The organism is Sphingobium xenophagum (assembly GCF_031457465.1).
Lineage (GTDB): Bacteria > Pseudomonadota > Alphaproteobacteria > Sphingomonadales > Sphingomonadaceae > Sphingobium > Sphingobium xenophagum_A.
The window spans coordinates 209,660-233,237 of the sequence record NZ_JAVDWV010000001.1 but is presented as its reverse complement, the minus strand read 5'-3'; the positions used below and the strand labels follow the sequence as shown (position 1 = coordinate 233,237).

At 63.7% G+C, this 23,578-nt stretch carries 19 protein-coding genes and 1 pseudogene; 11 read left to right on the top strand and 9 right to left on the bottom strand.

What is annotated here, in order from left to right; translation table 11 throughout:
• Position 1: 1 nt before the first annotated feature.
• From J2W40_RS01115 to J2W40_RS01095, 5 genes are all read right to left on the bottom strand, one after another.
• Positions 2-394, bottom strand: a complete 393-nt coding sequence (locus J2W40_RS01115) for a hypothetical protein (RefSeq protein ID WP_310221278.1) — start codon at positions 392-394, stop codon at positions 2-4.
• A gap of 41 nt (positions 395-435) precedes the next feature.
• The gene (locus J2W40_RS01110) at positions 436-1,179 is read right to left on the bottom strand and encodes a DUF4198 domain-containing protein (protein WP_310221276.1); all 744 of its coding nucleotides are present in this window, start codon (positions 1,177-1,179) and stop codon (positions 436-438) included.
• A 186-nt stretch (positions 1,180-1,365) separates the two neighbouring features.
• The gene (locus J2W40_RS01105) at positions 1,366-1,629 is read right to left on the bottom strand and encodes a hypothetical protein (RefSeq protein ID WP_037476660.1); all 264 of its coding nucleotides are present in this window, start codon (positions 1,627-1,629) and stop codon (positions 1,366-1,368) included.
• 6 nt (positions 1,630-1,635) lie between these two features.
• A complete protein-coding gene (locus J2W40_RS01100) occupies positions 1,636-1,911 on the bottom strand; it encodes an HU family DNA-binding protein (protein WP_310221272.1) in 276 nt (91 codons plus the stop codon).
• A 169-nt stretch (positions 1,912-2,080) separates the two neighbouring features.
• The gene (locus tag J2W40_RS01095) at positions 2,081-2,674 is read right to left on the bottom strand and encodes a nitroreductase family protein (RefSeq protein ID WP_310221270.1); all 594 of its coding nucleotides are present in this window, start codon (positions 2,672-2,674) and stop codon (positions 2,081-2,083) included.
• Positions 2,675-2,809: 135 nt separating this feature from the next.
• Here J2W40_RS01095 and J2W40_RS01090 point away from each other — a divergent pair, with 135 nt between their 5' ends.
• Positions 2,810-3,994 carry a cation:proton antiporter gene (locus J2W40_RS01090; protein ID WP_310221268.1) on the top strand — a complete coding sequence of 395 codons (1,185 nt, stop codon included), beginning with the start codon at positions 2,810-2,812 and terminating at the stop codon, positions 3,992-3,994.
• Between the two features lie 164 nt (positions 3,995-4,158).
• Here the strand turns inward: J2W40_RS01090 and J2W40_RS01085 are convergent, their stop codons facing one another.
• The gene (locus J2W40_RS01085) at positions 4,159-5,016 is read right to left on the bottom strand and encodes an SMP-30/gluconolactonase/LRE family protein (protein ID WP_310221267.1); all 858 of its coding nucleotides are present in this window, start codon (positions 5,014-5,016) and stop codon (positions 4,159-4,161) included.
• Positions 5,016-6,161 carry an aldose epimerase family protein gene (locus J2W40_RS01080; RefSeq protein WP_310221265.1) on the bottom strand — a complete coding sequence of 382 codons (1,146 nt, stop codon included), beginning with the start codon at positions 6,159-6,161 and terminating at the stop codon, positions 5,016-5,018. The genes J2W40_RS01085 and J2W40_RS01080 overlap by 1 nt, the downstream gene beginning before the upstream one ends.
• A gap of 123 nt (positions 6,162-6,284) precedes the next feature.
• Between J2W40_RS01080 and J2W40_RS01075 the strand changes: the two genes are divergently transcribed.
• Positions 6,285-7,595, top strand: coding sequence for a sugar MFS transporter (locus J2W40_RS01075; RefSeq protein WP_310221263.1), 1,311 nt, complete (start codon positions 6,285-6,287; stop codon positions 7,593-7,595).
• 201 nt (positions 7,596-7,796) lie between these two features.
• On the opposite strand, the gene J2W40_RS01070 is transcribed toward J2W40_RS01075, so the two are convergent.
• Complete coding sequence (locus J2W40_RS01070; protein WP_310221261.1) at positions 7,797-8,561, bottom strand: FadR/GntR family transcriptional regulator; 765 nt, start codon at positions 8,559-8,561, stop codon at positions 7,797-7,799.
• A 192-nt stretch (positions 8,562-8,753) separates the two neighbouring features.
• Here J2W40_RS01070 and araD1 point away from each other — a divergent pair, with 192 nt between their 5' ends.
• From araD1 to rpoN, 9 genes and pseudogenes are all read left to right on the top strand, one after another.
• Complete coding sequence (gene araD1 / locus J2W40_RS01065; protein WP_310221259.1) at positions 8,754-9,746, top strand: AraD1 family protein; 993 nt, start codon at positions 8,754-8,756, stop codon at positions 9,744-9,746.
• 4 nt (positions 9,747-9,750) lie between these two features.
• Positions 9,751-10,677: a Gfo/Idh/MocA family protein gene (locus J2W40_RS01060; protein WP_310221257.1), complete on the top strand. Its 927-nt coding sequence runs from the start codon at positions 9,751-9,753 to the stop codon at positions 10,675-10,677.
• Positions 10,678-10,699: 22 nt separating this feature from the next.
• Positions 10,700-12,265: an alpha-N-arabinofuranosidase gene (locus J2W40_RS01055; protein ID WP_310221255.1), complete on the top strand. Its 1,566-nt coding sequence runs from the start codon at positions 10,700-10,702 to the stop codon at positions 12,263-12,265.
• 190 nt (positions 12,266-12,455) lie between these two features.
• Positions 12,456-13,457 (top strand): annotated as a pseudogene (locus tag J2W40_RS01050) (arabinan endo-1,5-alpha-L-arabinosidase).
• Positions 13,458-13,469: 12 nt separating this feature from the next.
• Positions 13,470-14,897 carry a family 43 glycosylhydrolase gene (locus tag J2W40_RS01045; RefSeq protein WP_310221253.1) on the top strand — a complete coding sequence of 476 codons (1,428 nt, stop codon included), beginning with the start codon at positions 13,470-13,472 and terminating at the stop codon, positions 14,895-14,897.
• Positions 14,898-15,154: 257 nt separating this feature from the next.
• Positions 15,155-17,980 (top strand): TonB-dependent receptor, encoded by a 2,826-nt coding sequence (locus tag J2W40_RS01040; protein WP_310221251.1) that lies wholly within the window; start codon positions 15,155-15,157, stop codon positions 17,978-17,980.
• 113 nt (positions 17,981-18,093) lie between these two features.
• Positions 18,094-20,142: an MGH1-like glycoside hydrolase domain-containing protein gene (locus J2W40_RS01035; RefSeq protein ID WP_310221249.1), complete on the top strand. Its 2,049-nt coding sequence runs from the start codon at positions 18,094-18,096 to the stop codon at positions 20,140-20,142.
• A gap of 106 nt (positions 20,143-20,248) precedes the next feature.
• On the top strand, positions 20,249-21,034 hold the full coding sequence (gene lptB / locus J2W40_RS01030) for an LPS export ABC transporter ATP-binding protein (protein ID WP_043154571.1): 786 nt from the start codon (positions 20,249-20,251) through the stop codon (positions 21,032-21,034).
• A gap of 134 nt (positions 21,035-21,168) precedes the next feature.
• Positions 21,169-22,689: an RNA polymerase factor sigma-54 gene (gene rpoN, locus J2W40_RS01025; protein WP_310221245.1), complete on the top strand. Its 1,521-nt coding sequence runs from the start codon at positions 21,169-21,171 to the stop codon at positions 22,687-22,689.
• 33 nt (positions 22,690-22,722) lie between these two features.
• On the opposite strand, the gene J2W40_RS01020 is transcribed toward rpoN, so the two are convergent.
• On the bottom strand, positions 22,723-23,574 hold the full coding sequence (locus J2W40_RS01020) for a universal stress protein (RefSeq protein ID WP_310221243.1): 852 nt from the start codon (positions 23,572-23,574) through the stop codon (positions 22,723-22,725).
• Positions 23,575-23,578: the final 4 nt, after the last annotated feature.

Genomic DNA, 23,578 nt, shown 5'->3' with positions numbered 1-23,578 from the left:
ATTATCGGGTCTGGAAAGTGGTGAAGATTTTCGCGCCACTCGGATCGGTCAGGGCGACGACGATCTTCGTGCCCTTGGCAGCGATGAAGCCGGGGGCTGACAGTTTGTTGCCACCGGCGGGCTTGAGCGCGGCTTGCGTCTTCTGGCCCGATGCGGTCTGCGTCAGCGTGGCGGTATAGGCCGATGCGGGCAGCGGTTCATCCTCTTCGCTGATGAAGATATCGACGCCCTTGGGACCGGCGACCAGTTCCACCATGGTTTCGCCCGACATCTGAACGAGGCCGCCATGTTGCGGCTTCATGCTGCCATGGGCGAAGGCGGCGGTGGGGGTCAGGGCGAGGGCTGCGGCAATAGCGATGGCGGCTGGGCCGAGCTTCATCAGGTCGAAGGGCATGGGTGTCTCCTTATGGGCGGCGATGGGATGGCGGCGCTGCCTTATTCGGGCAGATGCGGCAGCACGAAGGACAGCGAGGAGCGATATTCGACATGGTCGACCTTCGCCTTGTCATCGGCTGGCCCGACATAGATGCCCATCAGCACATTCAGCCCCTGATTGCGCACGGTGATGGTGGCGGTGCCGTCCGCGCCGGTCTTGACCGCGACTTCGTCGGGATCGTTGACATAGTCGGACATGATGGTCGCGCCCGCCAGCGGCTTGCCCTCATAATAAGCGCGCACCTTCATCGGCTCGCCCATCTTCTGCGGGATGGCGGGATCGACGGGGACGATCTGGAGCTTATGCCCTTCGAACAGGGGCACGGGGCCTGTCGGCATCTTGGCCAGATGGACGGCATATTTCCAATTATGTTCGGCAAGCGTGGCCGTGGGCACTTCGTCGCGGCCCTTATTATGCCATTTGCCGTCGGGGGTCTTGCTCCACAGGCCATAGTCCATGATCGCCGCGACCGCCGCGATCGGCTCTTCGCTATCCACGACGGGGATCGGCCCGGCGGCGCGCAGGCTGGTGGTGACGGGTGCCCAGTCGGCACCATAGCCGGTGACGGTCTTGATGAGCGGCAGGCGCTTGACCGCGTCGAGATCGTCCGCGCCGACGCCATAGACAAGCGCGATCTGCGTCGCGCGCTGGGCGAACCAGATGGCGTGCGCGCTCAAGGGCGTGGCCATGGCCAAAAGCGCCGATCCGGCGACGGTGACGGCAAGGATGCGTGGCAGTTTCATCAATCATCTCCCCTGGCCCTGATCGGCCCCTCCCACACAGGCTATGGCAGCCACGGCCCGCCGGATGCCGTTTTTCAGGCGTGCGCAAGCGGCTTGTGCCGGAAAAAGGCACGCGCACAGTGGATGATCGCCCGATGGCGGAAATGGGGATGTGGATCGTTGAAGGCTGGAATGACCCGAAAGGGCCTAGTCGAGCGGCGGATCGCCTTGCGCGAGATCCATGAAATTGCGGGCGGCGTCGCGATCGGCCGCGTCCTTGAAGGCAATATCGAGGTCGGGGGCGTCGCCCATCAGGAAGAGCAGGCACCACAACGCAAAACGTCGACCCCGGTCCTTTTCCAGACCAAGATCGACGCGCATGCGCTCGACGCCCGCTGCGATCGCTTCGGCGGGCACGGCGTCAATGTCCGTGCGGCCGAAATAGCGACGCAACTGGTCGTCAAATTGCATAGTGGATCAGCCGTTCAGCTTGTCCTTGACCGCCTTGGCAGCGGTGAAGCCCAGCTTCTTGGACGCGGCGATCTGGATCGTCTCGCCAGTGGCGGGGTTGCGGCCCTCGCGCGCGGCGCTTTCCTTGACCTTGAACTTGCCGAAACCGTTGAGCGAGATTTCTTCGCCCTTGGCCGCCGCATCGACGATCGCGGTGATCACGCCGTCGATGATCTTCTTGGCGTCCGCCTTCGAAAGGTCGTGGGCGGTGGCGACGGTGTCGATCAGGTCACTGTTATTCATAGGACGTCCTCTTCAAGTGTGATGGCACCCGCCCTAGCCCGTTCGCATGCGCCGGTCCATCGCCTAAGGGCGAATTTCGGCGCATTTCCGGTGACATATTGCCGAAAATACGCGGTTTCGGCGGGGCCGATCGGTCCGGGTGCTGGGCGCAGGTGATTCAAGTGGCGTTTTACGCGACGAAATTGCCTGCAAAGGCGAAGCTGTCGATGGGATTGCGGCCGCTTGGGGCTTCGCGCGCCTGTAGCGCTTCAGGCAATGTCGCCTTGTCGCCCATGCGCCCGATGGCGACGGCGGCTTCGATGCGGAAACGGTCCGGCACCGCGAGTTCGCGGCGGGCGGCGTCGAAATCGACACCGGACATGGCGTGGGTATGATAGCCCATCCGCGTTGCCTGCAGCGCCAGCAGCGCCCAGGCCGCGCCGGCGTCGAAACTGTGGCTGTGCGAGGGCTTGGTTTCCTGCGAGCCGGGGGCCGACGAGAGGCTGTCGGACAGGATGAAGGTCAGGACCGAGGCATGTTGCACCCAGCTTTGGTTGAAGGGCAGCAGCAGACCAAGGAACCGCGCCCAGTCGGCGCTGTCGCGATGGGCGTAGAGGAAGCGCCAGGGCTGATAGTTGAAGGCTGACGGTGCCCAGCGGGCTGCGTCGAGCAGGGTATCGAGATCCGCCTGCGGCAGGGCCGATCCATCGAAGGCGCGGGGCGACCAGCGGTCGAGGAACAGGGGGTCGACGGGACGGGTGACGGCGCGGGGATCGGTATCCATAATATCTCCTAAAAAAAGCTCGCCCCCATATAGGATGTTTTTCGCGGCTGCGAAGGGCCGGGGATTTTGGGGCAAGTCGCTGGCGCAGGCCGCGCCGCGCCGCTAATCATGCCCCCAGATTAGGGGGAGCGGGGCATGACGATCACAGAGACTTTTCTGCTCGCGCTGGCGCTTGTCATGGGGCTGCCCTGGCTGGTGTGGCGATTGCTGCGCACCGACAATTGGATGCCGCTGGTGGTGGTTCAGATCGTTGCAGGCGTGCTGCTTGGCCCCGGCGTGCTGGGGGCCGCACTGCCGCAAGTGCATGATTTCCTGTTTCCGCCCGGCGTCATCGCCGCGCTGAACGGCATCGCCTGGTGGGCGGTGATGATCTTCGTCTGGCTGGCGGGCATCGAACTGGACCTGCACCAGGCCTGGGTCGCGCGGCGCGAGACGTGGACGACGGCGGGACTAGCGCTTGTGACGCCGCTCGTGCTGGGGGCGCTGGCCGCCGCGCTGATTCTGACGCAGCCCGGCTGGATCGGCGCGAAGGGGCAGCATTGGCAGGCGTTGCTGGGCATGGGCATGGCCTGTGCCGTCACCGCTTTGCCCATATTGGTCCTATTGATGGATCGGCTCGCCATCCTGCGTCAGCCGCTGGGGCAAAGGGTGCTACGCTATGCCAGCCTGGACGATATCGCCATCTGGGGGGTGCTGGCGCTGATCCTGCTCGATTGGGAGCGGGTCGAGCGGCAGGCGGGATTCCTGCTGCTGTTCCCGTTCGTCGCCTGGGGGCTGCGCGCGGTGATGCGGCGAATCGGCGGGCGCGACCGGCTGTATCTGGGGATGCTCTCGCTCGCGCTATTGGGCTTCGCGGCCGATTGGGCCGGGCTGCATTTCATGGTCGGCGCCTTCCTGGCGGGCGCGATTTTGGACAAGCAATGGTTCGACGAGGCGCAGATGGATATGCTGCGCGATCATATGCTGTTGACGGTGATGCCGGTCTTTTTCCTGAGCACAGGGCTGCGCACCCAATGGGATATGGGCGGGTTCGAGGTGATCGGCGGCGCATTGCTGCTGTTGGCCGCTGCCGTGGTCGGCAAGCTGGCCGGGGTGGCGCTGGCCGGACGACTCCTGGGCTGGCCCAAGGGCGAGGCCGGGGTGATCGGCTGGCTGCTACAGACCAAGGCGCTGATCATGATCATCTTCGCGAATATCCTGCTCGATCGGCAGATCATCACCGGGACCAGCTTTACAGCGCTGCTGTTGATGGCGATCGGCAGCACGATGCTGACCATGCCGATGGTCCGCCGAGGGCTGGCGGAATTGACACAGCGATAAGGGAAAAATCGTCCCGGACGACCCATGGCGCGTGCAGTTCGCCGTAGCGGGCCGTCCGGGATTGCAGCGCTGCCTCACTTTGGAGAGGTATGACAACGCTGTCTCGCGCCATAAAACAGATTCCGCGCCGGGCCGCAAGCCCCTTTGCGCGCCCCCTTTAGGCGTCAGCCTGCATATTGGTGGGTCGGCAGGCCGCGCACGCCGCAATCGACTTCGAAGAAGCCGCCGTCGTGCGGCGTGGCATCGTCCAGCCCGACCGTTGCCGAACTGACGAACATGCGATCGAGGTTGGCCCCGCCAAAACAGATGTTGGTCACCTGCCGCGCGGGCAGCGCGATCGCGCGGTCCAGCACGCCGTCGGGAGTGAAGCGGCTGACCCGCCCGCCGCCCCAATGGGCAACCCAGATATGGCCGTCCGCATCCACGGTCATCCCGTCGGGATAGCCATCTTCCTCGGCAAAGCGGATAAAGGGCTGGCGATCGGTCGCGCCTTCGTCCGTTCGCGCAAAGCGGTACATTTGCCGCTTGGCGGTATCGCTATGATAGAGCCAGCGGCCACAGGGCGAAAAGGCCGGGCCGTTTGGCACGCGATAGTCGGCGTCGATCACGCGCCAGCTCCGGTCGGGCGCAAGCCGGTAGAGCGAACCGCGATCATGGTCCTCGGCCATGTCCATGGTGCCGCACCAGATATGCCCCTGCGCATCTGCCTTGCCATCGTTCATGCGGTTGCCGGGGAAATGTGGTTCGGGGTCGCCGAAGGGCGTGATCGTCAGTGGATCGAGGCTAATATCTGCAAAGCCGCTCTGGAAGCCGCCGACAAAGCCGCCCCCTTCGCGTTCCACCACCCAGCCGAGCGGTTCGGGCATGGCCCAGCGCTCGACCGTGCCGTCCGCAAGGGACAGCCGGTTGAGCGCCGGGGCCAATATGTCGACCCAATAGACCGCATTATCGCGCGCCGACCAGAGCGTGCCTTCGCCCAGCGTATCGGCAACGTCGCGTTCGATCAGACGCCAGGCCGTCATCAGCGCTTGACCGACAGCCGATAAACCATCGCATGGCGATAGGGCTTGTCGGGATCGACCCGCGCCGACAGGAAGGCGGGCTTGTTGGGCGCGTCGGGGAATTTCTGCGGCTCCAACGCGATGCCGTCGCCCATGCGGTAGAGATGGCCGCCCTTGCCGACCAGCGTGCCGTCGAGGAAATTGCCGGCATAGAATTGCACGCCGGGTTCCGTGGTCAGCACTTCGAGCACCCGGCCCGACACGGGATCTTCCAGCCGCGCCGCCAGTTCGGGTGCCTTGGTCGCGCCCTTGTCCAGCGCCCAATTATGGTCATAGCCGCGGCCATAGACGATCTGCTGGTCGCGCCCGTCGCGAATGCCATCGGCGACGCGGCGGGGCGCGCGGAAATCGAACACGCCTCCGTCCACCGGCTTCAATTCGCCGGTCGGAATCAGCTTTTCATCCACCGGCGTATAGGCCTTGGCCGGAATCGTCAGCATGTGACCCAGCGCGCCATCGGGCGATCCTTCACCCGCAAGGTTGAAGATCGCGTGGTTGGTCATATTGACGATGGTCGGCTTGTCGGTCTTGGCGGCGAAGACGATGCCCAGATTACCCGCTTCGTCGAGCGTGTAGGTGACGGTCGTGTCGAGCTTGCCGGGATAGCCCGAATCGCCATCGGCGCTGACGAGCGAGAGAACCACGGTGGCGGTCGGGCCGCTCTTTACCGACACGACCTTCCAGGGCAGCTTGTCGAAGCCCTTGTCGCCGCCATGCAGCGAATTGGTCTTGTCGTTGAGCGGAAGCTGATAGCTGGTGTCGCCCAGCTTGAAGGTGCCGCCCGCGATGCGATTGGCATAGCGGCCCACGGTCACGCCGAAATAATTGGGATGATCGACATAGCCTTTGAGGTCATCATAGCCGAGCAGCACGTCGGCGATCTTGCCATCCTTGTCCGGCCCCGACAGCGACTGAAGCGTCGCGCCATAGGTCAGGATCTTGGCCGATACGCCCGCGCCGTTGGTCAGCGTGATCGTTTCCACCGCCGTACCGTCCGCCAGCGTGCCTGCGGGCGCGCGGCTGGCGTCGGCGGCGAGTGCCGCCGTGCTTGTCAGCGCCATGGCCAATGCGTATGACAGCGTTGTTTTGATGATGACCTTTTGCATGGACTTCCTCCCGATACCGACCGCCCATTGACGCGCGGTTTCGGGGAATATACTCCGACAAAATAAGCGGGCGCAACCCCTATCCGGGTGGCCCGTCCCCGGAAATGCAGTGGAGAAGGATGGATGGCAGGACCCGTAACATCAGGCGCGGGCGTCACCGCGACGCATAATCCCGCAACGCGCTATGGCCCGGCGCTGGGCCTGCTCGCCAGCCTCTTCTTCATGTGGGGCTTTATCACCGTCATCAACAACACGCTGCTGCCGCATCTGCGCAGCGTGTTTGACCTAAGCTACACACAGACGACGCTGATCGAATCGGTGTGGTTCATCGCCTATTTCGTCGCGTCGATCCCGTCGGCCAAGCTGATCGAGCGGGTCGGTTATCAGAAATCGCTGGTGGTGGGGCTGCTCATCATGGCGGCGGGCGCGCTCGGCATGACGCTGGCGGCGTCGATCCCCTCCTATGGCGTCACGTTGCTGATGCTGTTCGTGATCGCGAGCGGCATCACGCTGCTGCAGGTCGCGGCCAACCCCTATGTCGCGGTCGTCGGCAAGCCCGAAACCGCATCCTCGCGCCTCAATCTGGTGCAGGCGATGAACTCGGCGGGCACGATGCTCGCGCCGCTGTTCGGGGCCTATCTGATCCTGGGCCGGTCCAAGGGTGGCACGTCCGAGACGGGCACGGTGCTGACGCAGGCCGAACGGCTGGCCGATGCGCAGTCGGTGATCCTGCCCTATATCATCGTCGCCGTCATATTGGTGGTGCTGGCGGTGATCATCGCCCGCTTCCCCCTGCCCGCCATGGGCAATGCGACGTCGCGTCACAGCAAGGAAGAGCGCAAGAAACATTCGCTCTGGAACCACCGCAATCTGGTGTGGGGCATTCCCGCGATCTTCATCTATCTGATCGCGGAAATCGGCGTCGCCAACCTGTTCATCAATTTCGTCAGCCAGCCCGACATCGCCAACCTGACCCATGAACAGGCCGGGCGCTATCTGACCTTCCTGTGGGCGGGTATGATGGTCGGCCGCTTCGCTGGCGCGGCGATCATGCAGAAGTTCGATGCGGGCCATGTGCTGGCGGCCTTCTCGATCGGCGCGTTCATCGTCATGTTGGTCACCGTGTTCACTACGGGGCCTATCGCAATGTGGGCGCTGATTCTCGTTGGCCTGTTCCACTCGATCATGTTCCCGACCATCTTCACGCTGGGCATCAAGGGCCTGGGGCCGTTGACCGAAGAGGGTTCGGGCCTGCTGATCATGGCGATCGCCGGTGGCGCGCTGGTGGTGGTGCAGGGCTGGCTTGCGGACGAATATGGCCTGCAATGGTCGTTCCTGCTGACCGCCGCATGCGAGCTATATATCCTGTTCTACGCGCTGTGGGGGTCGAAGGTGACGAACGCCCTGCCCGATCAACAGGTCGCGGCGGAATAAAGCCCAAGGGTCGCACATGGGACGGTGAAAAGGCCGGAGCGGTATGTCCGCTCCGGCCTTTTTTATTTGTATGAAATCCTCCCCTGGCAGGGGAGGTGGCAGCACGAAGTGCTGACGGAGGGGTGTTACGCTCTCGATAGGGTGACACCCCTCCACCATTCGCTTCGCGAACGGTCCCCCTCCCCCGCCGGGGGAGGATTTTTAGCGTTCCATCGCGCTGGCTGTGTCTTCTAGTGCCAGGTCGACCAGCGCACCCATTGCTTCCGACGCAGCCGCCGGGTCGCCGGCGGCGATCGCGTCATAGACGCGGACATGGTCGGGGATGGGGTTACGCGGCAGGGCGCGGGCGCGTTGCTTATATTGGGTGGTCCAGTTGACCGCCGCGCCGATGCTGGCGGACAGCACTTGCAGCGCGTCGTTGCGGGTCGCGTTCAGGATGGCATTGTGGAAATCGCGGTCGGCCGCGCGGCCCAGTTCGGTGGCCAGCGTGTGGCGGCGCATCGCGGCGAGCGCTTCCTTCATCAGCCGCAGATCTTCCTTGTCGCGCCGCTGTGCCGCGAGCCGGGCCGCCGCCGGTTCGACGATGGCGCGCAGTTCGAACAGGTCGCGCACGAACTGAATATCCGGTTCCCCGGCAAAGGCCCAGGCGAGGACTTCGGGATCAAGCAGGTTCCAGCGGGTGCGCGGCAAGACCCGCGTGCCGGCCTTGGGGCGGCTTTCCACCAGCCCCTTGGCGGTCAGCACCTGGATCGCTTCGCGATAGGCGCTGCGCGAGACTTCCAGTTCTTCGGCAAAGGCGACTTCGCCGGACAGAACATCGCCGGGGGCATATTGGCCGGACAAGATGGCCGTGCCGAGCTTATGCGCGATCGCGCCGTGCAGCCGCCTGCCGGGGCCACGCGCGATCTTCGCCGATGCGCCCGTCTCCGCCTCATCCCCGCGCAAAGACGGATCTTCCTTCGCCATTCCTGCTCCTCTCGCCCGCCAACTATCAGGCACAACTCCGTCTAGAATACAAGCATTGCCATTACCATCTTCCTGTAATATGTCGGAGTAATTCGGAGATTCACTGCCCCCCCGGCTTTGGTCGAGGTGGGCAATGGCGTGTCTTCGGCAAGCGTTCAGCGCCGTCAGTGGCGCGCGGGAGGAGAGATTTTCATGACATTGCGCCTGTTGCAGCACCGTGCCCAAAGCGGCGAACGGGGCGTTATCGCCGCGCAAGGCGACAGCGCGGCCTTCGTGGTCGGCTTCACCTCGATCCGCGCCCTGGCGCTCCATGCCATCGCGCAGGGCATCAGCCTGACCGCCGCCGTGGCCGCCGCGCCCAAGGGCAACGCGGTGGACATTGCCGCCGAGTTCGAAGCGGGTCGCCTGCTCGCGCCGATCGACCATGACGATGACGCGCATATCCTGCTGACCGGCACCGGCCTGACCCATCTTGGTTCCGCCGAGGGTCGCGACAAGATGCACCGCGAGGCGGCTGCGGTCGAAAAGCAGACCGATTCGATGCGCATGTTCCTGGAAGGCCTGGAAGGCGGCAAGCCTGCCCCCGGCGAGACGGGCCAGCAGCCTGAATGGTTCTACAAGGGCGACGGGTCGCAGTTGGTCGGCCCGACCGATCCGCTGACCATGCCTGCCTTTGCCAAGGATGGCGGCGAGGAGCCGGAACTGGCAGGCATCTACATCATTGGCGAGGATGGCACGCCGTATCGGCTGGGTCTCGCGCTCGCCAACGAGTTTTCCGACCATGTGACCGAGCGACACAATTATCTGTGGCTGGCCCACTCCAAGCTGCGCCAGGCCGCGCTTGGCCCCGAACTGCTGGTCGGCGAGCCGCCGGAACATATCGAGGGTTCGAGCCGTATCCTGCGCGATGGCGCGACAATCTGGGAAAAGCCGTTCCTGTCGGGCGAAGGCAATATGTCGCACAGCTTCGCGAACCTGGAACATCATCATTTCAAATACGACCTGTTCCGTCGCGCGGGCGACGTCCATGTCCATTTCTTTGGCACCGCGACCCTATCGTTCAGCGACGGCATCGCAGCCCAAGAAGGCGATGTGTTCGAAATTCTCGCCGCACCCTTCACCCTGCCGGTGCGCAATGTGCTGACGCGCGCCGCGCCGCAGGAAGTGGCCGTCAAGGCGCTCTGAAGCGATGGACCCGATCCGTATCGCGATCATCGGCATCGGCAAGATCGCGCGCGACCAGCATGTCCCGGCAATCCGCGGCAATAGCGCGTTCAGCCTGGCCGCGACCGTCAGTCCGCATGATGCCGGGCTGACGGGGGTGCCGCATCTGGCCAGCCTCGACGCGCTGCTGGCCGAGGGTCCGGCGGTCGACGCGGTGGCGCTCTGCACGCCGCCGCAGGTCCGTTATGATCTGGCGGCGCAAGCCTTGGCCAAAGGCATCCACGTCTTTCTGGAAAAGCCGCCCGGCGCGACGCTGGCCGAGGTCGAGGCGCTGAAAGCCCAGGCCGACAAGGTCGATGCGACCCTGTTCGCCGCCTGGCACAGCCGCTTTGCCGCCGGGGTCGCCCCTGCCCGCGCCTGGCTGGCCGAACGCCGGATCGAGAAAGTGTCGATCGTCTGGCGCGAGGATGTGCGCGTGTGGCATCCGGGTCAGGCGTGGATCTGGCAGCCGGGCGGGCTTGGCGTGTTCGATCCGGGGATCAATGCGCTTTCGATCGTCACCCATATCCTGCCGCGCCCCTTCTTCCTGAAAGAGGCGACATTGGTGCTGCCGGAAAATCGCGCTGCGCCGATCGCGGCAGACCTGCATTTCCGCGATACCGGTGGGGCGCCGATCCACATGGATCTCGACTGGCGGCAGACCGGGCCGCAAAGCTGGGACATCATCATCGACACCGATGCGGGTACGCTGAAACTGGCGCATGGCGGCGCGGTGCTGACGCTGCCCAGCGGCACCGAACATGGCGAGGATGTCGAATATCCAGGGCTCTACAGCCGGTTCGCCACACTGATCCGGGGTGGGCGCAGCGATGTCGATACCAGCCCGTTGCGCCTGGTCGCCGACGCCTTCCTGCGCGGCCGCCGCGAACCGACCGACGCTTTTCACGACTGATTTCCACATGGGAGAGGACGACATGATAAAAACCCTGCGCCGTACCACCGCCGCACTGCTGCTTTGCGCCAGTGCCCTGACGACCAGTGCGCTGGCCGACATCAACGACAAGCCGACCACCGCGACGATCAATGCGGCGCAGCCCGGCCCGGTCTATGACAAGCGCATCTTCACCCAGTTCGCCGAACATCTGGGCAATGGCATTTATGGCGGGCTGTGGGTCGGCAACGACAAGTCGATCCCCAACACCAACGGCTTCCGCAACGATGTGATCTCGGCGCTCAAGAACCTGTCGGTGCCCGTCGTGCGCTGGCCGGGCGGTTGCTTTGCCGATGAATATCATTGGCGGGAAGGCATTGGCGGGAAGGCCAAGCGCCCGGTCAAGATCAACACCCATTGGGGCGGCGTGACCGAACCCAATACGGTCGGCACCCATGAATTTTTCGAACTGATCCGCCAGATCGGCGCGGAGGCCTATGTCGCGGGCAATGTCGGCAATGGCAGCCCGCAGGAAATGGGCGAATGGGTCGAATATATGACCTCGCCCGCCGGCACCTTGGCCGACGAGCGCGCCAAGAACGGGCATAAGGAACCCTGGGCGGTTCCCTATTTCGGCATCGGCAACGAGCTGTGGGGCTGTGGCGGCAATATGCGCGCCGAATATGCCGCCGACGTGACGCGCCGCTATGCCACCTTCATCAAGGCGCCTGCCGGCACCAAGATCCTCAAGATCGCGGCGGGTGCCAATGTCGATGATTATAACTGGACCGAGGTGATGATGCGGGAGGCGGGCGATCAGCTCGACGCCGTTTCGCTCCATTATTACACCCTGCCCCAGGGTGGCTGGCCGCCCAAGGCGGACCCGGTGAATTTCGACGAGACTTTGTGGGCCGACACGCTGGCCAAGGCCGTCCATATGGACGAGCTGATCACCAAGCACACCGCCATCATGGACAAATATGATCCCAAGAAGCGCGTCTTCCTGGCGGTGGACGAATGGGGCACCTGGTATGCGCAAGATCCGGGCACCCATCCCGGCTTCCTGCGTCAGCAGAATACGCTGCGCGATGCGCTGGTCGCGTCCATCCATCTCGACATCTTCGCCAAACATGCCGACCGGGTGAAGATGAGCGCCATCGCCCAAATGGTGAACGTCCTGCAGGCGATGATCCTGACCGACGGCAAGAAGATGGTGCTGACCCCCACCTATCATGTGTTCGAAATGTACAAGCCATGGCAGGATGCCACGGTCCTGCCGATCAGCATCGACGCGCCCTGGTATAATAAGGACCAGTTCGTGATGCCCGCGGTCAGCGGTTCGGCCGTGCGGGGCAAGGATGGCAAGGTCCATGTCGGCCTGTCCAACCTCGACCCGACCCAGCCCAACACGGTGACCGTCAAGCTCGATGGCCTGACCGCCGGAACGGTATCGGGCCGCGTCCTGACCGCTGGCGCGATGAACGCGCACAACACGTTCGACGCACCCGAAACCGTCAAGCCCGCCGCCTTCACCGGCGCGCAGGTGAATGGCGGCACGCTGACCGTCACCTTGCCGCCGATGTCGGTGGTGGTGCTCGACCTGCAATAAAGCGGAAGCCACACACCTGACTTTCTGAGCCGTTCAGGCTGAGCCTGTCGAAGCCCTGCACTTTCTTCATAGAAGTAAGGCCCTTCGACAGGCTCAGGGCGAACGGACCAAGGGGTTGGGATTTCGCGCCAGACCCTATCTTGGAAAAGGACAGATATTGTTGAAGTTGATCCCGCTGACCTGCCTTGCCCTGCTTGGCGTTTCCACGGTGGCCACCGCGCAGCCCACCGCTACCCAACCAAGCGTGCCGACACTCAACAGCCGCCTGACCGGCGACCTCGCGCCTACCCATGATCCGGTGATCATCCGGCAGGGGGACGTCTATCATGTGTTTGGCACCGGCCATGGTCAGCGGCTGATCGAAACGCGCACCTCGCCCGACCTTGTGCGCTGGACGGCAGGGCCGCCGGTGTTCACCGCGCTGCCCGATTGGGCGAAGCAGGCGATCCCCGGCAGCGATGGCATGTGGGCGCCCGACATCAGTTTCGTGGATGGCCGCTATCGGCTCTATTACTCCGTCTCGACCTTCGGATCGAACCGCTCGGCGATCGGCCTGGCCACCAGTCCGACGCTCGACCCCAAGTCGCCGGACTTCAAATGGCGCGACGAAGGCATGGTCGTGATGTCCACCAAGGACGATGACTATAATGCCATCGACCCCAATTTCATCATCGACCGCGAAGGCCGCCACTGGCTTTCGCTCGGCAGCTTCTGGACCGGCCTCAAATTGTTCGAGCTGGACCCCAAGAGCGGCAAGCCCAAGGATGCGAAGGCCAAGCCCATCTCCATCGCGCGCCGCGCGGCCCCGGCTGGCGGCCCTGCCCCGGTCGAAGCGCCCTTTATCGTCGATCATGGCGGCTATTATTGGCTGATGGCGTCCTATGACTATTGCTGCAAGGGCGTGAACAGCACCTATTATACCGTGATCGGCCGGTCCTAGGACATTACCGGCCCTTATCTCGGCAAGGATGGCAGTGCGATGATGGAGGGTGGCGGCACCATCTTCCTGCGCGCGGATTTGCAGGAGCAGCAGCGTTTCCGTGGCCCCGGCCATGCCGGGTGGCTACATGACAAGGACGGCAAAGATTATATCGTCTACCACGCCTATGACAAGCAAGCCGACGGTGCCCCCACCCTGCGCATCGCGCCGGTGCGCTGGGGCGCGGACGGCTGGCCCGTCGCAGATTATTGAGGAAACGACCCTATGAACGACATCAATCGCCGTCTCTTCCTGGCCGGTGCCGCGATATTGCCGGCTGCCTGCGGCAAGCTGGGCGCGATACCCGTCGCGCCGACCGCGGCCGGCCCCGTGCCGGTCAACCCGCTGATCAAGCAGCGCGCCGACGCGCAGATCTTCCGCCATGATGATGGCTATTATTATATGACCGGGTCGGTCCCCGAATATGACCGGCTGGTGCTGCGCCGGTCGAAGACGATCGCGGGCCTCGCCACCGCGACCGAAGTGGTGCTGTGGCGGCATGAAAAAAGTGGCCCGATGTCGGGGTTCCTGTGGGCACCCGAACTGCATATGGTCGATGGCAAGTGGGTCGTCTATTTCGCCGCTGGTCCGAGCGGCGGCGGCGAGGATGTGTTCCGCATCCGCTCCTATGCGGTGGTGTGCGACGGCCCCGATCCGATGACGGGCAAGTGGAGCGTGCTGGGCGAATTGCAGACGCCCTGGGACAGTTTCAACCTCGATTCGACCATCTTCACGCATAAGGGCACGCGCTATATGGTGTGGGCGCAGCGCGAGCCGGGCATCGAAACGAACAGCAACCTGTACATCGCCAAGCTGGAATCGGCGCTCAAGCTGGGCAAGGCGACGCGGATCGCTGTGCCGACGCTGGATTGGGAAATACGCGGCTACAAGGTCGCCGAAGCGCCCGCTATCCTGCAGCGCAACGGTCGCCTGTTCATGACCTATTCGGCGAGCGCGACCGATGCGCGCTATTGCCTGGGGCTGTTGACGGCGGACGAGAATGCCGACCTGCTGGACGCCAAGAGCTGGGTCAAATCGCCGCAGCCGGTGTTCGTCACCAATACCGCCACCAGCGTCTATGGGACGGGCCATAACAGCTTCACCGTGGACGAGAAGGGCCGGGACATCCTCGTCTATCACGGGCGCGACTATGAGACGATCCAGGGCGACCCGCTGCTGAATCCCGACCGCCATACCCGTGTGCAGCGGCTCTATTATACCGCCGATGGCACGCCCGATTTCGGGGTGCCGGTGGGCAATGGCCCGCTGCCCGAACGGTTCATCGCGGCGGCCGACCCCAAGCGGCTGATGGCGCATGACGGCACCCGCCTGGTCGCGGGCAACCCGGCCCTGCCCCAGACGCAGTTCCGCCAGTCGCCCGGCCGTGCCGGGGCCAAGAGCATCATGCTGTCCCCCATATTGATGCCCGATCATTATCTGGTCGCGGCCAAGGATGGGTCGATCAGCCTGGAAAAGGACAGCAAGAGCGCGGACTTCGCGCTGCGCAGCCAGTTCGTCCGCTTCGAGGAGAAGGGGCGCGACGCGCTACGCTTCGTTGCCATCTCCGCGCCGGGCAAGGCGATCGGCACCGTGGGCGATCAGCTGCGGCTGGTGCCGAGCCGGGACGCTACGGCATACTGGCGTGCCGACTGACATTCCATAATATGTCTGACAAATAGACGGCGACAGGGGCCGGTTTCCAGCAGGAAACTGGCCCCTAGGCTTGTCTGGCCCCCTTCCGATATGCGGCCGTTCCCCTTTCACTGTAGGCCTGTGGCAATAATGTAACTAGCGCCGACCATTCGTGTCGTGACGCCCGCATTTTCCGCTTGCGATTCATTTGTCGGAGCAATAATTAGTCCGAGTAATTCACGCATGGCCAAGGGCCAGCTCCAGGGAGGATATCTGACATGGCCCTCAAGCCGATCGTAATGGGTTCCGCATCGCTCTTCGCGCTGATGCTGGCGGGCGCTGCCCAGGCTCAAACCCCTCCCGCAACGCCGCAGGCAGCGCCCGAAGACGATGTCGCGGACATCGTCGTCACCGGCGTCCGCGCCTCGATCGTCGGCGCGCTCAACGTCCGCCGGGAATCGACTCAGATCGTCGATTCGATCGTGTCGGAAGATGTCGGCAAATTGCCCGACAATAATGTCGTCGAAGCATTGCAGCGCGTCACCGGTATCCAGGTCACCGACCGCGCTGGCGGCGAAGCGGCGACCATCACCATTCGCGGCCTGACCGATCCGCTGACCACGCTCAATGGCCGCAACATCTTCACCGCGGCCGGCACGTCCTTTGCGTTGCAGGATATTTCAGCGAACCTCGTCAAGCAGGTCGATGTCTACAAGACCCGTTCGGCCGACCAGCTGGAAACCGGCCTGGCGGGCCAGATCGACGTGCAGACCCGTCGCCCGCTCGACTTTGACGGCTTTACGATTTCGGGCCTGGCGCGTGGCGTCTATTCGGAACTCGCCGATAAGGTGAACCCCAATGTCGCGCTGCTGGTCAGCGACCGCTGGGAAACCGGCATCGGCGACATCGGCTTCCTGGTGAACGGCAGCTACACCCGCGCCGAATTCCGCAACCAGAATTTGCAGGCCGGTGCCATGGTGCCGTTCGCCACGGAAACGCCGCCCGCGGGTTCAGGCCTGACGCCGCTGCAGCGTATCTTCCCTGGTGCCACCAATGAAAACTGGACGCCTGGTCTCGATGCGGGCCTGCCTACTGCGCCCGGATCGACGCTCAACATCAATGGCGTCGAAACCCCCTATTATCTCGCCCGTGACGCCGTCATCGCATCCGATCTCTACGGCAAGCGCGATCGGACGGCGATCAACGCCGCGCTGCAATGGGCGCCGAACGACAGCTCGGTCTACACCGCCGAAGTGTTCTATACGGGGTTCAAGGGCGAGACGTTCAACAGCCTGAACTTCAGCTTCGTCGATTGGTGGGGCAACCTGCCTACTGACGTGGCCAACAGCTTCGAACTGTTCGAAGGCACCAACATCATCAAGTCGCGTCGGGCCGGCGCGGTCGCGGGCTTCAACAGCGGCGACCGGGCGACCAGCCGCACCGACAGCTATGTCTACGCCTTCAACGCCAAGTGGGATGTGGGTGAGCGCGGCAAGATTTCGGCCGACATCGCCTATCAAGATAGCAAGAACGAGACGAGCTTCTTTGCCATCCGTACCGATCGCGGCCCGCTCGACATCGATGTCGATTTCAACGCCGGGGGCGGCCTGCCCGCCTATAGCTTTGGCAATCAGGACGTCCTGACCGATGCGAGCAAGTGGACCGTCGGCAACCTTTTCGACAGCGGGACCAAGAATACCGGTAGCGCGCTGACGATGATGTTGGACGGCGAATATGGTTGGAACGAAGGCTTCCTGCGCCGCATCAAGGCGGGCTGGCGCTATGACCGCCGCAAGGCCAGCAGCTTTGTCCGCGATCAGGGTGCAGGCGGGCTTGGCGTCACGCTCGATGCTTTTGGCGAAGGCACCCCCTTCACCAACGAAGGCTTCTTCGACGGTCGCGCGAACATTCCGACCAGCTGGGTGCTGGCCGATCCGCGCAGCATGGACAGGGATGCCGTCCGCAACCTGTATCGTGCCGTCGCACCCGGTCTGTTGCTGTCGGACCAGCTGAGCTTTGGCCGCGTGTTCGGCATCGAGGAAAGCAACCTCGCCGCCTATATCGTGGCCGATGCCGAGGTCGAGATTTTCGGGCGTCCGCTGCAATTGCAGGGCGGCGTACGTTATGTCGCGATCGATACCGACTATGAATATTTCGACCGGGGCGCGAATTTCGCCCGGACCGGCGTGTCGACCGGTTCCGACGATTTCCTGCCGTCCTTTACCGCGCGCTATGCCATCACCGACAATCTGCGTATCCGGTTCAACTATGGCCAAACGCTGCGTCGTCCGGCCTTCGGCGACCTGAACCCCAATCTGGCGCTGGGCGGCGATCTGTCGCGCATCGGTTTCGGCACCGGGTCTTCGGGTAACCCCAATTTGCGGGCGACCAAGTCGGAGAATATGGATCTGGCGATCGAATGGTATTTCGACCGCAACAGCGCCATCTATGCGACCGCCTTCCGCCGCAAGATCGAAGGTCTGGTCGTGCCGTTGACCGTGCGGGAGTTCATTCCGAACAACTATCTGCCGCGCAACGAAACCTATACCGAATTTTTCAACATCACCCGTCCGGCGAACGCCTCCAATGGTACGCTCAAGGGTCTGGAATTGGGGCTGACCTACTTCCCCTCCTACCTGCCCTCCGTGCTTGACGGCCTGGGCTTCACCGGCAGCGCGACGATCCTGGATTCCGAACAGACGATCCCGGTCGTCAACAATGAAGGTGAAATCACCGGCACGGCCAAGTCCGCCTTCTTCGGCGTGTCGAAGCTGTCCTACAACGCCACGCTGGCCTATGACAAAGGCCCGATCGGCGCGCGTTTGTCCTACATCTGGCGCAAGGGCTTCCTGAACAACAATGAAGCGCGGGCCTTTGCCAACCCGATCGGCATGTGGCGTGCGCCAGAAAAGAGCCTGGACTTCCAGCTGACGCTGAACCTGAACGAAGATATCGGCATCACCTTCGACGCGGTGAACATCACCAAGGCGAAGCAGCAGAATTATTACAAGTTCGGCGATGTCGGCAATCCGCAGCAGTTTAATTCGAGCACGCTGCTGATCGACCGGACCTTCGCGCTGGGTGTCCGCTTCAAATTTGACTGAGTGCCCGTGGAGCGCAGCATCTCCTCGCTGCGCTCCATGATATGGCGGTCGTTCCGGGTTTCTCTCCACCCCGGAACGGCCGCCATTTTTGTTCCGACTTCAGGGAGGATGCGATGCGTGCGATGAGGATGCTGCTGCTGGCTGGGGCCGCAATGCTGGGCATGGGTGCGGCGTCGCCGTCACCCGTAATGGACAGGGCCGCCATTGCTACCCAGCGCTTTGGCAATGATGCGGCTTGGTATCGCGACCGCATCCCCTATTTCGAATCCGCCGACCCCAGGCTCGACGCCGTCTATTATTATCGCTGGCAAATCTATCGCGGGCATCAGCGCGATCTGGGCAAGGATGGCTATATCACCACCGAATTTTTCGACGATGTTGATTGGCAGCGCCACCCCTATGCCAGCCTGAACGACGCGAGCGGCTTTCACATCGGCGAAGGGCGTTGGCTGAACGACCGGCGCTTTACCGACGATTATATCAATTTCATGTATGAAAGCGGCGGCAATGACCGCCACTTTACCGACCATATGGCGGACTCGGTCTGGGGCCGCTATCTGGTCGATGGCAATCGCGACGGGGCGGTCAGGCATTTGCCCGTCATGAACCATATCTATCGCCTGTGGGACGTACAGTTCGATTTCGACAAGGGGCTTTACTTCGTTGAGCCGCTGTTAGACGCCACTGAATATACCGTGTCGTCGATCGACGCATCGGGTGGCAAAGACGGTTTTCGTGGCGGCGACGCCTTTCGCCCCTCGGTCAACGCCTATATGGTTGCCAACGCCCGCGCGCTGGCCAAGATGGCCACGCTGACCGGCGACAAAGCAATGGCCGCCGATTATAGCGCCCGTGCCGACGCCCTGCAAAAACGCATTCTGGCTGATCTTTGGAGCGACAAGCTCACCCATTTCATCGACCGTCACCAATCGCGCAAAAATGAGCATGTCAGCTATTGGGAGCCGATCCGTAATCGCGAACTGGTCGGCTATTTGCCCTGGATGTTCGATGTCGTCCCCGATGATGCCAAATATGCCGCTGCCTGGGCGCATCTGCTCGACCCTGCGTCGCTCGCGGGCAAGGCAGGCATGCGCACGGTCGAGGCCAGCTACGAATATTATATGCGGCAATATCGCTATCTGGGCACAGACCCCGAATGCCAGTGGAACGGCCCGATCTGGCCCTATCAGACGACTCAGGTGCTGCACGCCATGGCCAACCTCCTCGACCATCGCACCCATAGCGGCCCGATCACCCGCAGCGACTATATGCGCCTGCTGCGCCAATATGCCGCGCTCCATTATCAGGGTAGCGGGAAAGATGAGCGCCTGGATCTGGAGGAGAATTATCATCCCGAAACCGGCAAGCCGATCGTCGGCCTGGACCGCAGTCATCATTATTTCCATTCGGGCTTCAACGACCTGATCCTGACCGGGCTGGTCGGCATCCGCCCTCGCGCTGACGATGTGCTGGAGGTCAATCCGCTGCTGCCCGACGCAGCCGATCCGCAATCGCTCGCCTGGTTCCGCGTGCAGGACGTGCCTTATCATGGTCATAAGATCGCGGTGACATGGGACGCCGACGGCAGCCATTATAAGCGCGGCAAGGGTCTGTCGATCGAAGTGGATGGCCGCGAGGTTGCGCGCCGCGCGACGCTGGGTCGCCTGGAAGTGCCGGTGGCGCGCGTGCCGACCGCACCGATCGCGCGGCCGATCAACCGGGCCGTGCAGCTCGTCCGCAGCCAGTTTCCCAAGGGATCGGCGTCCAGCAACACCGACCCCGAAAATGTGCATGACGCGATCGACGGGCGGACATGGTTCTTCCCCGAACTGCCCAATGGATGGTCGTCGGTGCCATCGCCAGCCTCGGCCGCGACGGAACAATGGTATGCAATCGACTTTGGCCAGCCCACCGACCTGAGCCGTGCCGAGCTGGCCTTCTTCGCTGACGGCGCGCGCTTTGCCGTGCCGCAGAGCTATCGCCTGCAAGCCTGGGTCGCCGAGCGCTGGCAGGATATCGCGACGCCAAAGGACAGCCCCGTCGCCAATGGCGTCACCGATGTCCGATGGCCTGCGCTGCGCACCAGCAGGGTCCGCGTCCTGCTGACGCAGCCGCGCGGCAAGGCGACCCGTCTTGCCGAATTCAAGCTGTTCGAGGACTGACGCCGCACCCCATTGCGCCATTTTCCCCTTGCCCCGGCGGCGATCCCATGCACAAAGGATGCCAACTGGCGCGGGCGGTTCGCCGTCCGGCCGCAAGGATGGACTTATGCACGACGTCACCACCCAGGAACGGCCCGCCGCCCCTCGCCCCCCCGTCCCGCACGAGCTGGGCGATGGGCTGTCGGTCATCTCGATCGCCAAAAGCTACGACAATCGCGTCGTGTTGTCGGACGTGTCGCTGACCGTCGGCAAGGGCGAGGTCGTCGGCCTGCTCGGCCCCAATGGCGCGGGCAAGACGACCTGCTTCTATTCGGTCATGGGCCTTGTCCGCCCCGATCGCGGCCGCGTGCTGCTGGACGGGCAGGATATTACCAGCCTGCCCATGTATCGCCGCGCGATCCTGGGCCTTGGCTATCTGCCGCAGGAAACCTCGATCTTTCGCGGTCTGACCGTGGCTCAGAATATCAGCGCGGTGCTGGAAATGGCGGAGCCGGACAAGGCGTCGCGCGCCGCGCGGCTGGAACAGTTGCTCGACGAGTTCGGACTGACCCGGTTGCGTGATTCGGCCGCGATGGCGCTGTCGGGGGGCGAGCGCCGCCGGTGCGAGATTGCCCGCGCGCTGGCTGCCAATCCCTCGATCGTGCTGCTGGACGAACCCTTTGCGGGCATTGATCCGCTATCGATTGCCGACATTCGCGACCTGGTGAAGCAGTTGAAGACGCGCGGCATCGGCGTGCTGATCACCGACCATAATGTCCGCGAGACGCTGGAAATCGTCGATCGCGCCTGCATCATTTATGACGGGCAAGTGCTGTTTACCGGCAGCCCGACCGAGTTGGTCGCCAATGCCGACGTCCGCCGCCTCTATCTGGGCGAGAATTTCTCGTTGTGATGTAAGATGAAGCGGGGGCGCACTTTCTCTTTACGGCACCGGCCCGCACCCCCACCCGGCCTCCCACAGTCTATGCTGGCTGGGCGTCCGGGTGGGCGCGCGAGCCGGTGCGCCAGCACAAGGCGCGCTGCCTGATGGCGCTGGGTCCACGCCTCGACATTCGGCAGAGCCAGTCGCTCGTCATGACGCCGCAGTTGCAGCAGGCGATCAAGCTGCTGGCGCTGTCCAATCTGGAGATCGAGGCGTTTGTCGCGGGCGAGCTGGAGAAAAATCCGCTGCTCGAATCGGGGGGCGGCGATGACGGTCCGCCGCCCGCTGACGGCATCGACCGCGAGCTTGAGCGGCCGACGCTGGCCGCCGAAACCGGGGCGAGTGACGATCTGATCGCGCAGGGGCTAGGCGGCGCGGACAGCCCGCTCGACGTCGATCATAGCGCGGATACGTTCATCGACGATGGCCCCGGCGACCGGATGGCGAGCGCGCTCGGCGCTGGTGGCGGCGGCATGGACGCGATGACGGGCGGCTATGGCGACGAAGCGCCGGATTTCGACAGTTTCGCCGCGCCGGGCGCCAGCCTGCAGGAACATCTGATGGATCAGGCCCGCGCCGCGCTGTCGGGTGTGGACCTAATCGTCGCCGCACAACTGATCGGCCAGATCAGCGAGGCCGGCTATCTGGAGGCGGACCTGTTGCAGACGGCCCATACGATGGGCCTGCCGCTGGTCGAGGTCGAACGGGTGCTCGGCGTCATCCACACATTCGACCCCACCGGCATCGGCGCGCGGTCGCTGGCCGAATGCCTGGCGCTGCAGGCCAAGGAAGCCGACCGCTACGACCCCTGCATCGCCCGCCTGCTCGCCAATCTCGACCTGCTGGCCAAGGGCGCGCTGCCGCAGTTGCGCCGCATCTGCGGGGTGGATGAGGAGGATATGGCGGACATGATCCGCGAATTGCGCGGCTATGATCCCAAGCCTGGCCTTAAATTTTCCAGCGACCGCGCCGCGCCGGTCACGCCCGACCTGTTCGTGCGCCCGACCGCCGAGGGATGGAGCATCGAGGTCAACAGCGCCACCCTGCCCCGTGTGCTGGTGAACCGCAGCTATTATGTCGAACTGGCGACCGGCAAGCAGGACAAGAATGCCAAGGCCTGGCTCGCCGATTGCCTGGCCAGCGCCAATTGGCTCGTCAAGGCGCTCGACCAGCGGCAGAAGACGATCATCAAGGTCGCGAGCGAGATCGTCCGCTGTCAGGAGGATTTCTTCCGCAAGGGCGTCGCGCATTTGAAGCCGCTGACGCTGCGCACCGTCGCCGACACGATCAAAATGCATGAATCGACGGTCAGCCGGGTAACGTCGAACAAATATCTGTCCTGCCCGCGCGGCCAATATGAACTCAAATATTTCTTCACCAGCGGCGTGTCGAACGCGGAAGGTGATGGCTCCGTCTCGGCCGAAGCGGTCAAGAGCCATATCAAGACGCTGATCATGGCCGAAGAGCCGCAGGCGATCCTGTCCGACGACACGCTGGTCGAGATGCTACGCGCGCGCGGCATGGACATAGCCCGCCGCACCGTCGCCAAATATCGCGAGGCGATGGGGATCGGATCGTCGGTGCAGCGGCGGCGGCAGAAGGCGCTGAAGGGGAAGGCGGCCTGATCCCTTGAGGGTGAGATCAGGCCGAAGGGCAGTTTATCGCACCAGCAGTACTGGTGCGTGGACGGTGCGGATCAGCGTGGTGGTGGTGCTGCCGACGATCAGGGTGCGGAGCGGCGAGTGGCCGTAGGCGCCCATGACCAGCAGTGCTTGCGGCGTTTCATTCATCAACTCGGCGATGGCATCCTCCGGTTTGCCGGGCAGGATCGTCGCGGTGACGGATGGGCTGGCCGATAAAGCGATGCGCGCTTTGTCGAGCATGGCGTGATGCTTGTCGTCATCAGGGCCGACCGTCACGACCTGAACCGGCAGCCCTGCGAACAAAGGCGAGTTGGCGACCCGCTCCAGCGCCCGGTCGGCGGGCTTGCTGCCGTCATAGGCGAGGACGACGGATTGGGGCGCCTCGACCGCGCGCGAGGCGATCAGCACCGGCTTGGCGCTGGCGCGCACGACGCGCTCGATCTTCGAACCGATATGGTCGGTGGCGAATTCATGGCTCGCGCCGCGCTTGCCGATGACGACGACGCGGGCATCCTCTTCCCGCTCGATGATCGTTTCGACAATGCCGCCATGGCGGTGCAACGGGGCGATGGCGGTGACCCCGTTGGCGCGCAGCCGGTCCACCATGGAGGCGAGCAATATCCGGCCGCGTTCGATCTGGAGCCGGGAATCGGCCTCCTCCAGCCGGGTCAATTCCTCCAGCAATTCGCTCTTGGCCCCCAGGCCGATCGTGCCGCTCAGGTCATGGCGCTGGGCCACGGCATCGCGGCGCTGGACGACATGGAGCAGTTCGACCGGCAGGTCGAGGCGTTTGGAGGCCCAGGCGGCGAGGTCGCAGACGCTGGCCGCATAGGCCGAGGCGTCGATACAGGCGAGTATCTTGGTCATGGCG

Bases quoted from the DNA above. Each gene is read 5' to 3' on its own strand.
- J2W40_RS01055 (WP_310221255.1), top strand. From the start codon at position 10,700: ATGATAAAAACCCTGCGCCGTACCACCGCCGCACTGCTGCTTTGCGCC.
- J2W40_RS01105 (WP_037476660.1), bottom strand. From the start codon at position 1,629: ATGCAATTTGACGACCAGTTGCGTCGCTATTTCGGCCGCACGGACATT.
- J2W40_RS01100 (WP_310221272.1), bottom strand. From the start codon at position 1,911: ATGAATAACAGTGACCTGATCGACACCGTCGCCACCGCCCACGACCTT.
- J2W40_RS01045 (WP_310221253.1), top strand. From the start codon at position 13,470: ATGAACGACATCAATCGCCGTCTCTTCCTGGCCGGTGCCGCGATATTG.
- J2W40_RS01040 (WP_310221251.1), top strand. From the start codon at position 15,155: ATGGCCCTCAAGCCGATCGTAATGGGTTCCGCATCGCTCTTCGCGCTG.
- J2W40_RS01035 (WP_310221249.1), top strand. From the start codon at position 18,094: ATGCGTGCGATGAGGATGCTGCTGCTGGCTGGGGCCGCAATGCTGGGC.
- lptB (WP_043154571.1), top strand. From the start codon at position 20,249: ATGCACGACGTCACCACCCAGGAACGGCCCGCCGCCCCTCGCCCCCCC.
- J2W40_RS01115 (WP_310221278.1), bottom strand. From the start codon at position 394: ATGCCCTTCGACCTGATGAAGCTCGGCCCAGCCGCCATCGCTATTGCC.
- J2W40_RS01085 (WP_310221267.1), bottom strand. From the start codon at position 5,016: ATGACGGCCTGGCGTCTGATCGAACGCGACGTTGCCGATACGCTGGGC.
- J2W40_RS01090 (WP_310221268.1), top strand. From the start codon at position 2,810: ATGACGATCACAGAGACTTTTCTGCTCGCGCTGGCGCTTGTCATGGGG.
- J2W40_RS01060 (WP_310221257.1), top strand. From the start codon at position 9,751: ATGGACCCGATCCGTATCGCGATCATCGGCATCGGCAAGATCGCGCGC.
- J2W40_RS01075 (WP_310221263.1), top strand. From the start codon at position 6,285: ATGGCAGGACCCGTAACATCAGGCGCGGGCGTCACCGCGACGCATAAT.
- J2W40_RS01080 (WP_310221265.1), bottom strand. From the start codon at position 6,161: ATGCAAAAGGTCATCATCAAAACAACGCTGTCATACGCATTGGCCATG.
- J2W40_RS01110 (WP_310221276.1), bottom strand. From the start codon at position 1,179: ATGAAACTGCCACGCATCCTTGCCGTCACCGTCGCCGGATCGGCGCTT.
- J2W40_RS01020 (WP_310221243.1), bottom strand. From the start codon at position 23,574: ATGACCAAGATACTCGCCTGTATCGACGCCTCGGCCTATGCGGCCAGC.
- rpoN (WP_310221245.1), top strand. From the start codon at position 21,169: ATGGCGCTGGGTCCACGCCTCGACATTCGGCAGAGCCAGTCGCTCGTC.
- J2W40_RS01070 (WP_310221261.1), bottom strand. From the start codon at position 8,561: ATGGCGAAGGAAGATCCGTCTTTGCGCGGGGATGAGGCGGAGACGGGC.
- J2W40_RS01095 (WP_310221270.1), bottom strand. From the start codon at position 2,674: ATGGATACCGATCCCCGCGCCGTCACCCGTCCCGTCGACCCCCTGTTC.
- araD1 (WP_310221259.1), top strand. From the start codon at position 8,754: ATGACATTGCGCCTGTTGCAGCACCGTGCCCAAAGCGGCGAACGGGGC.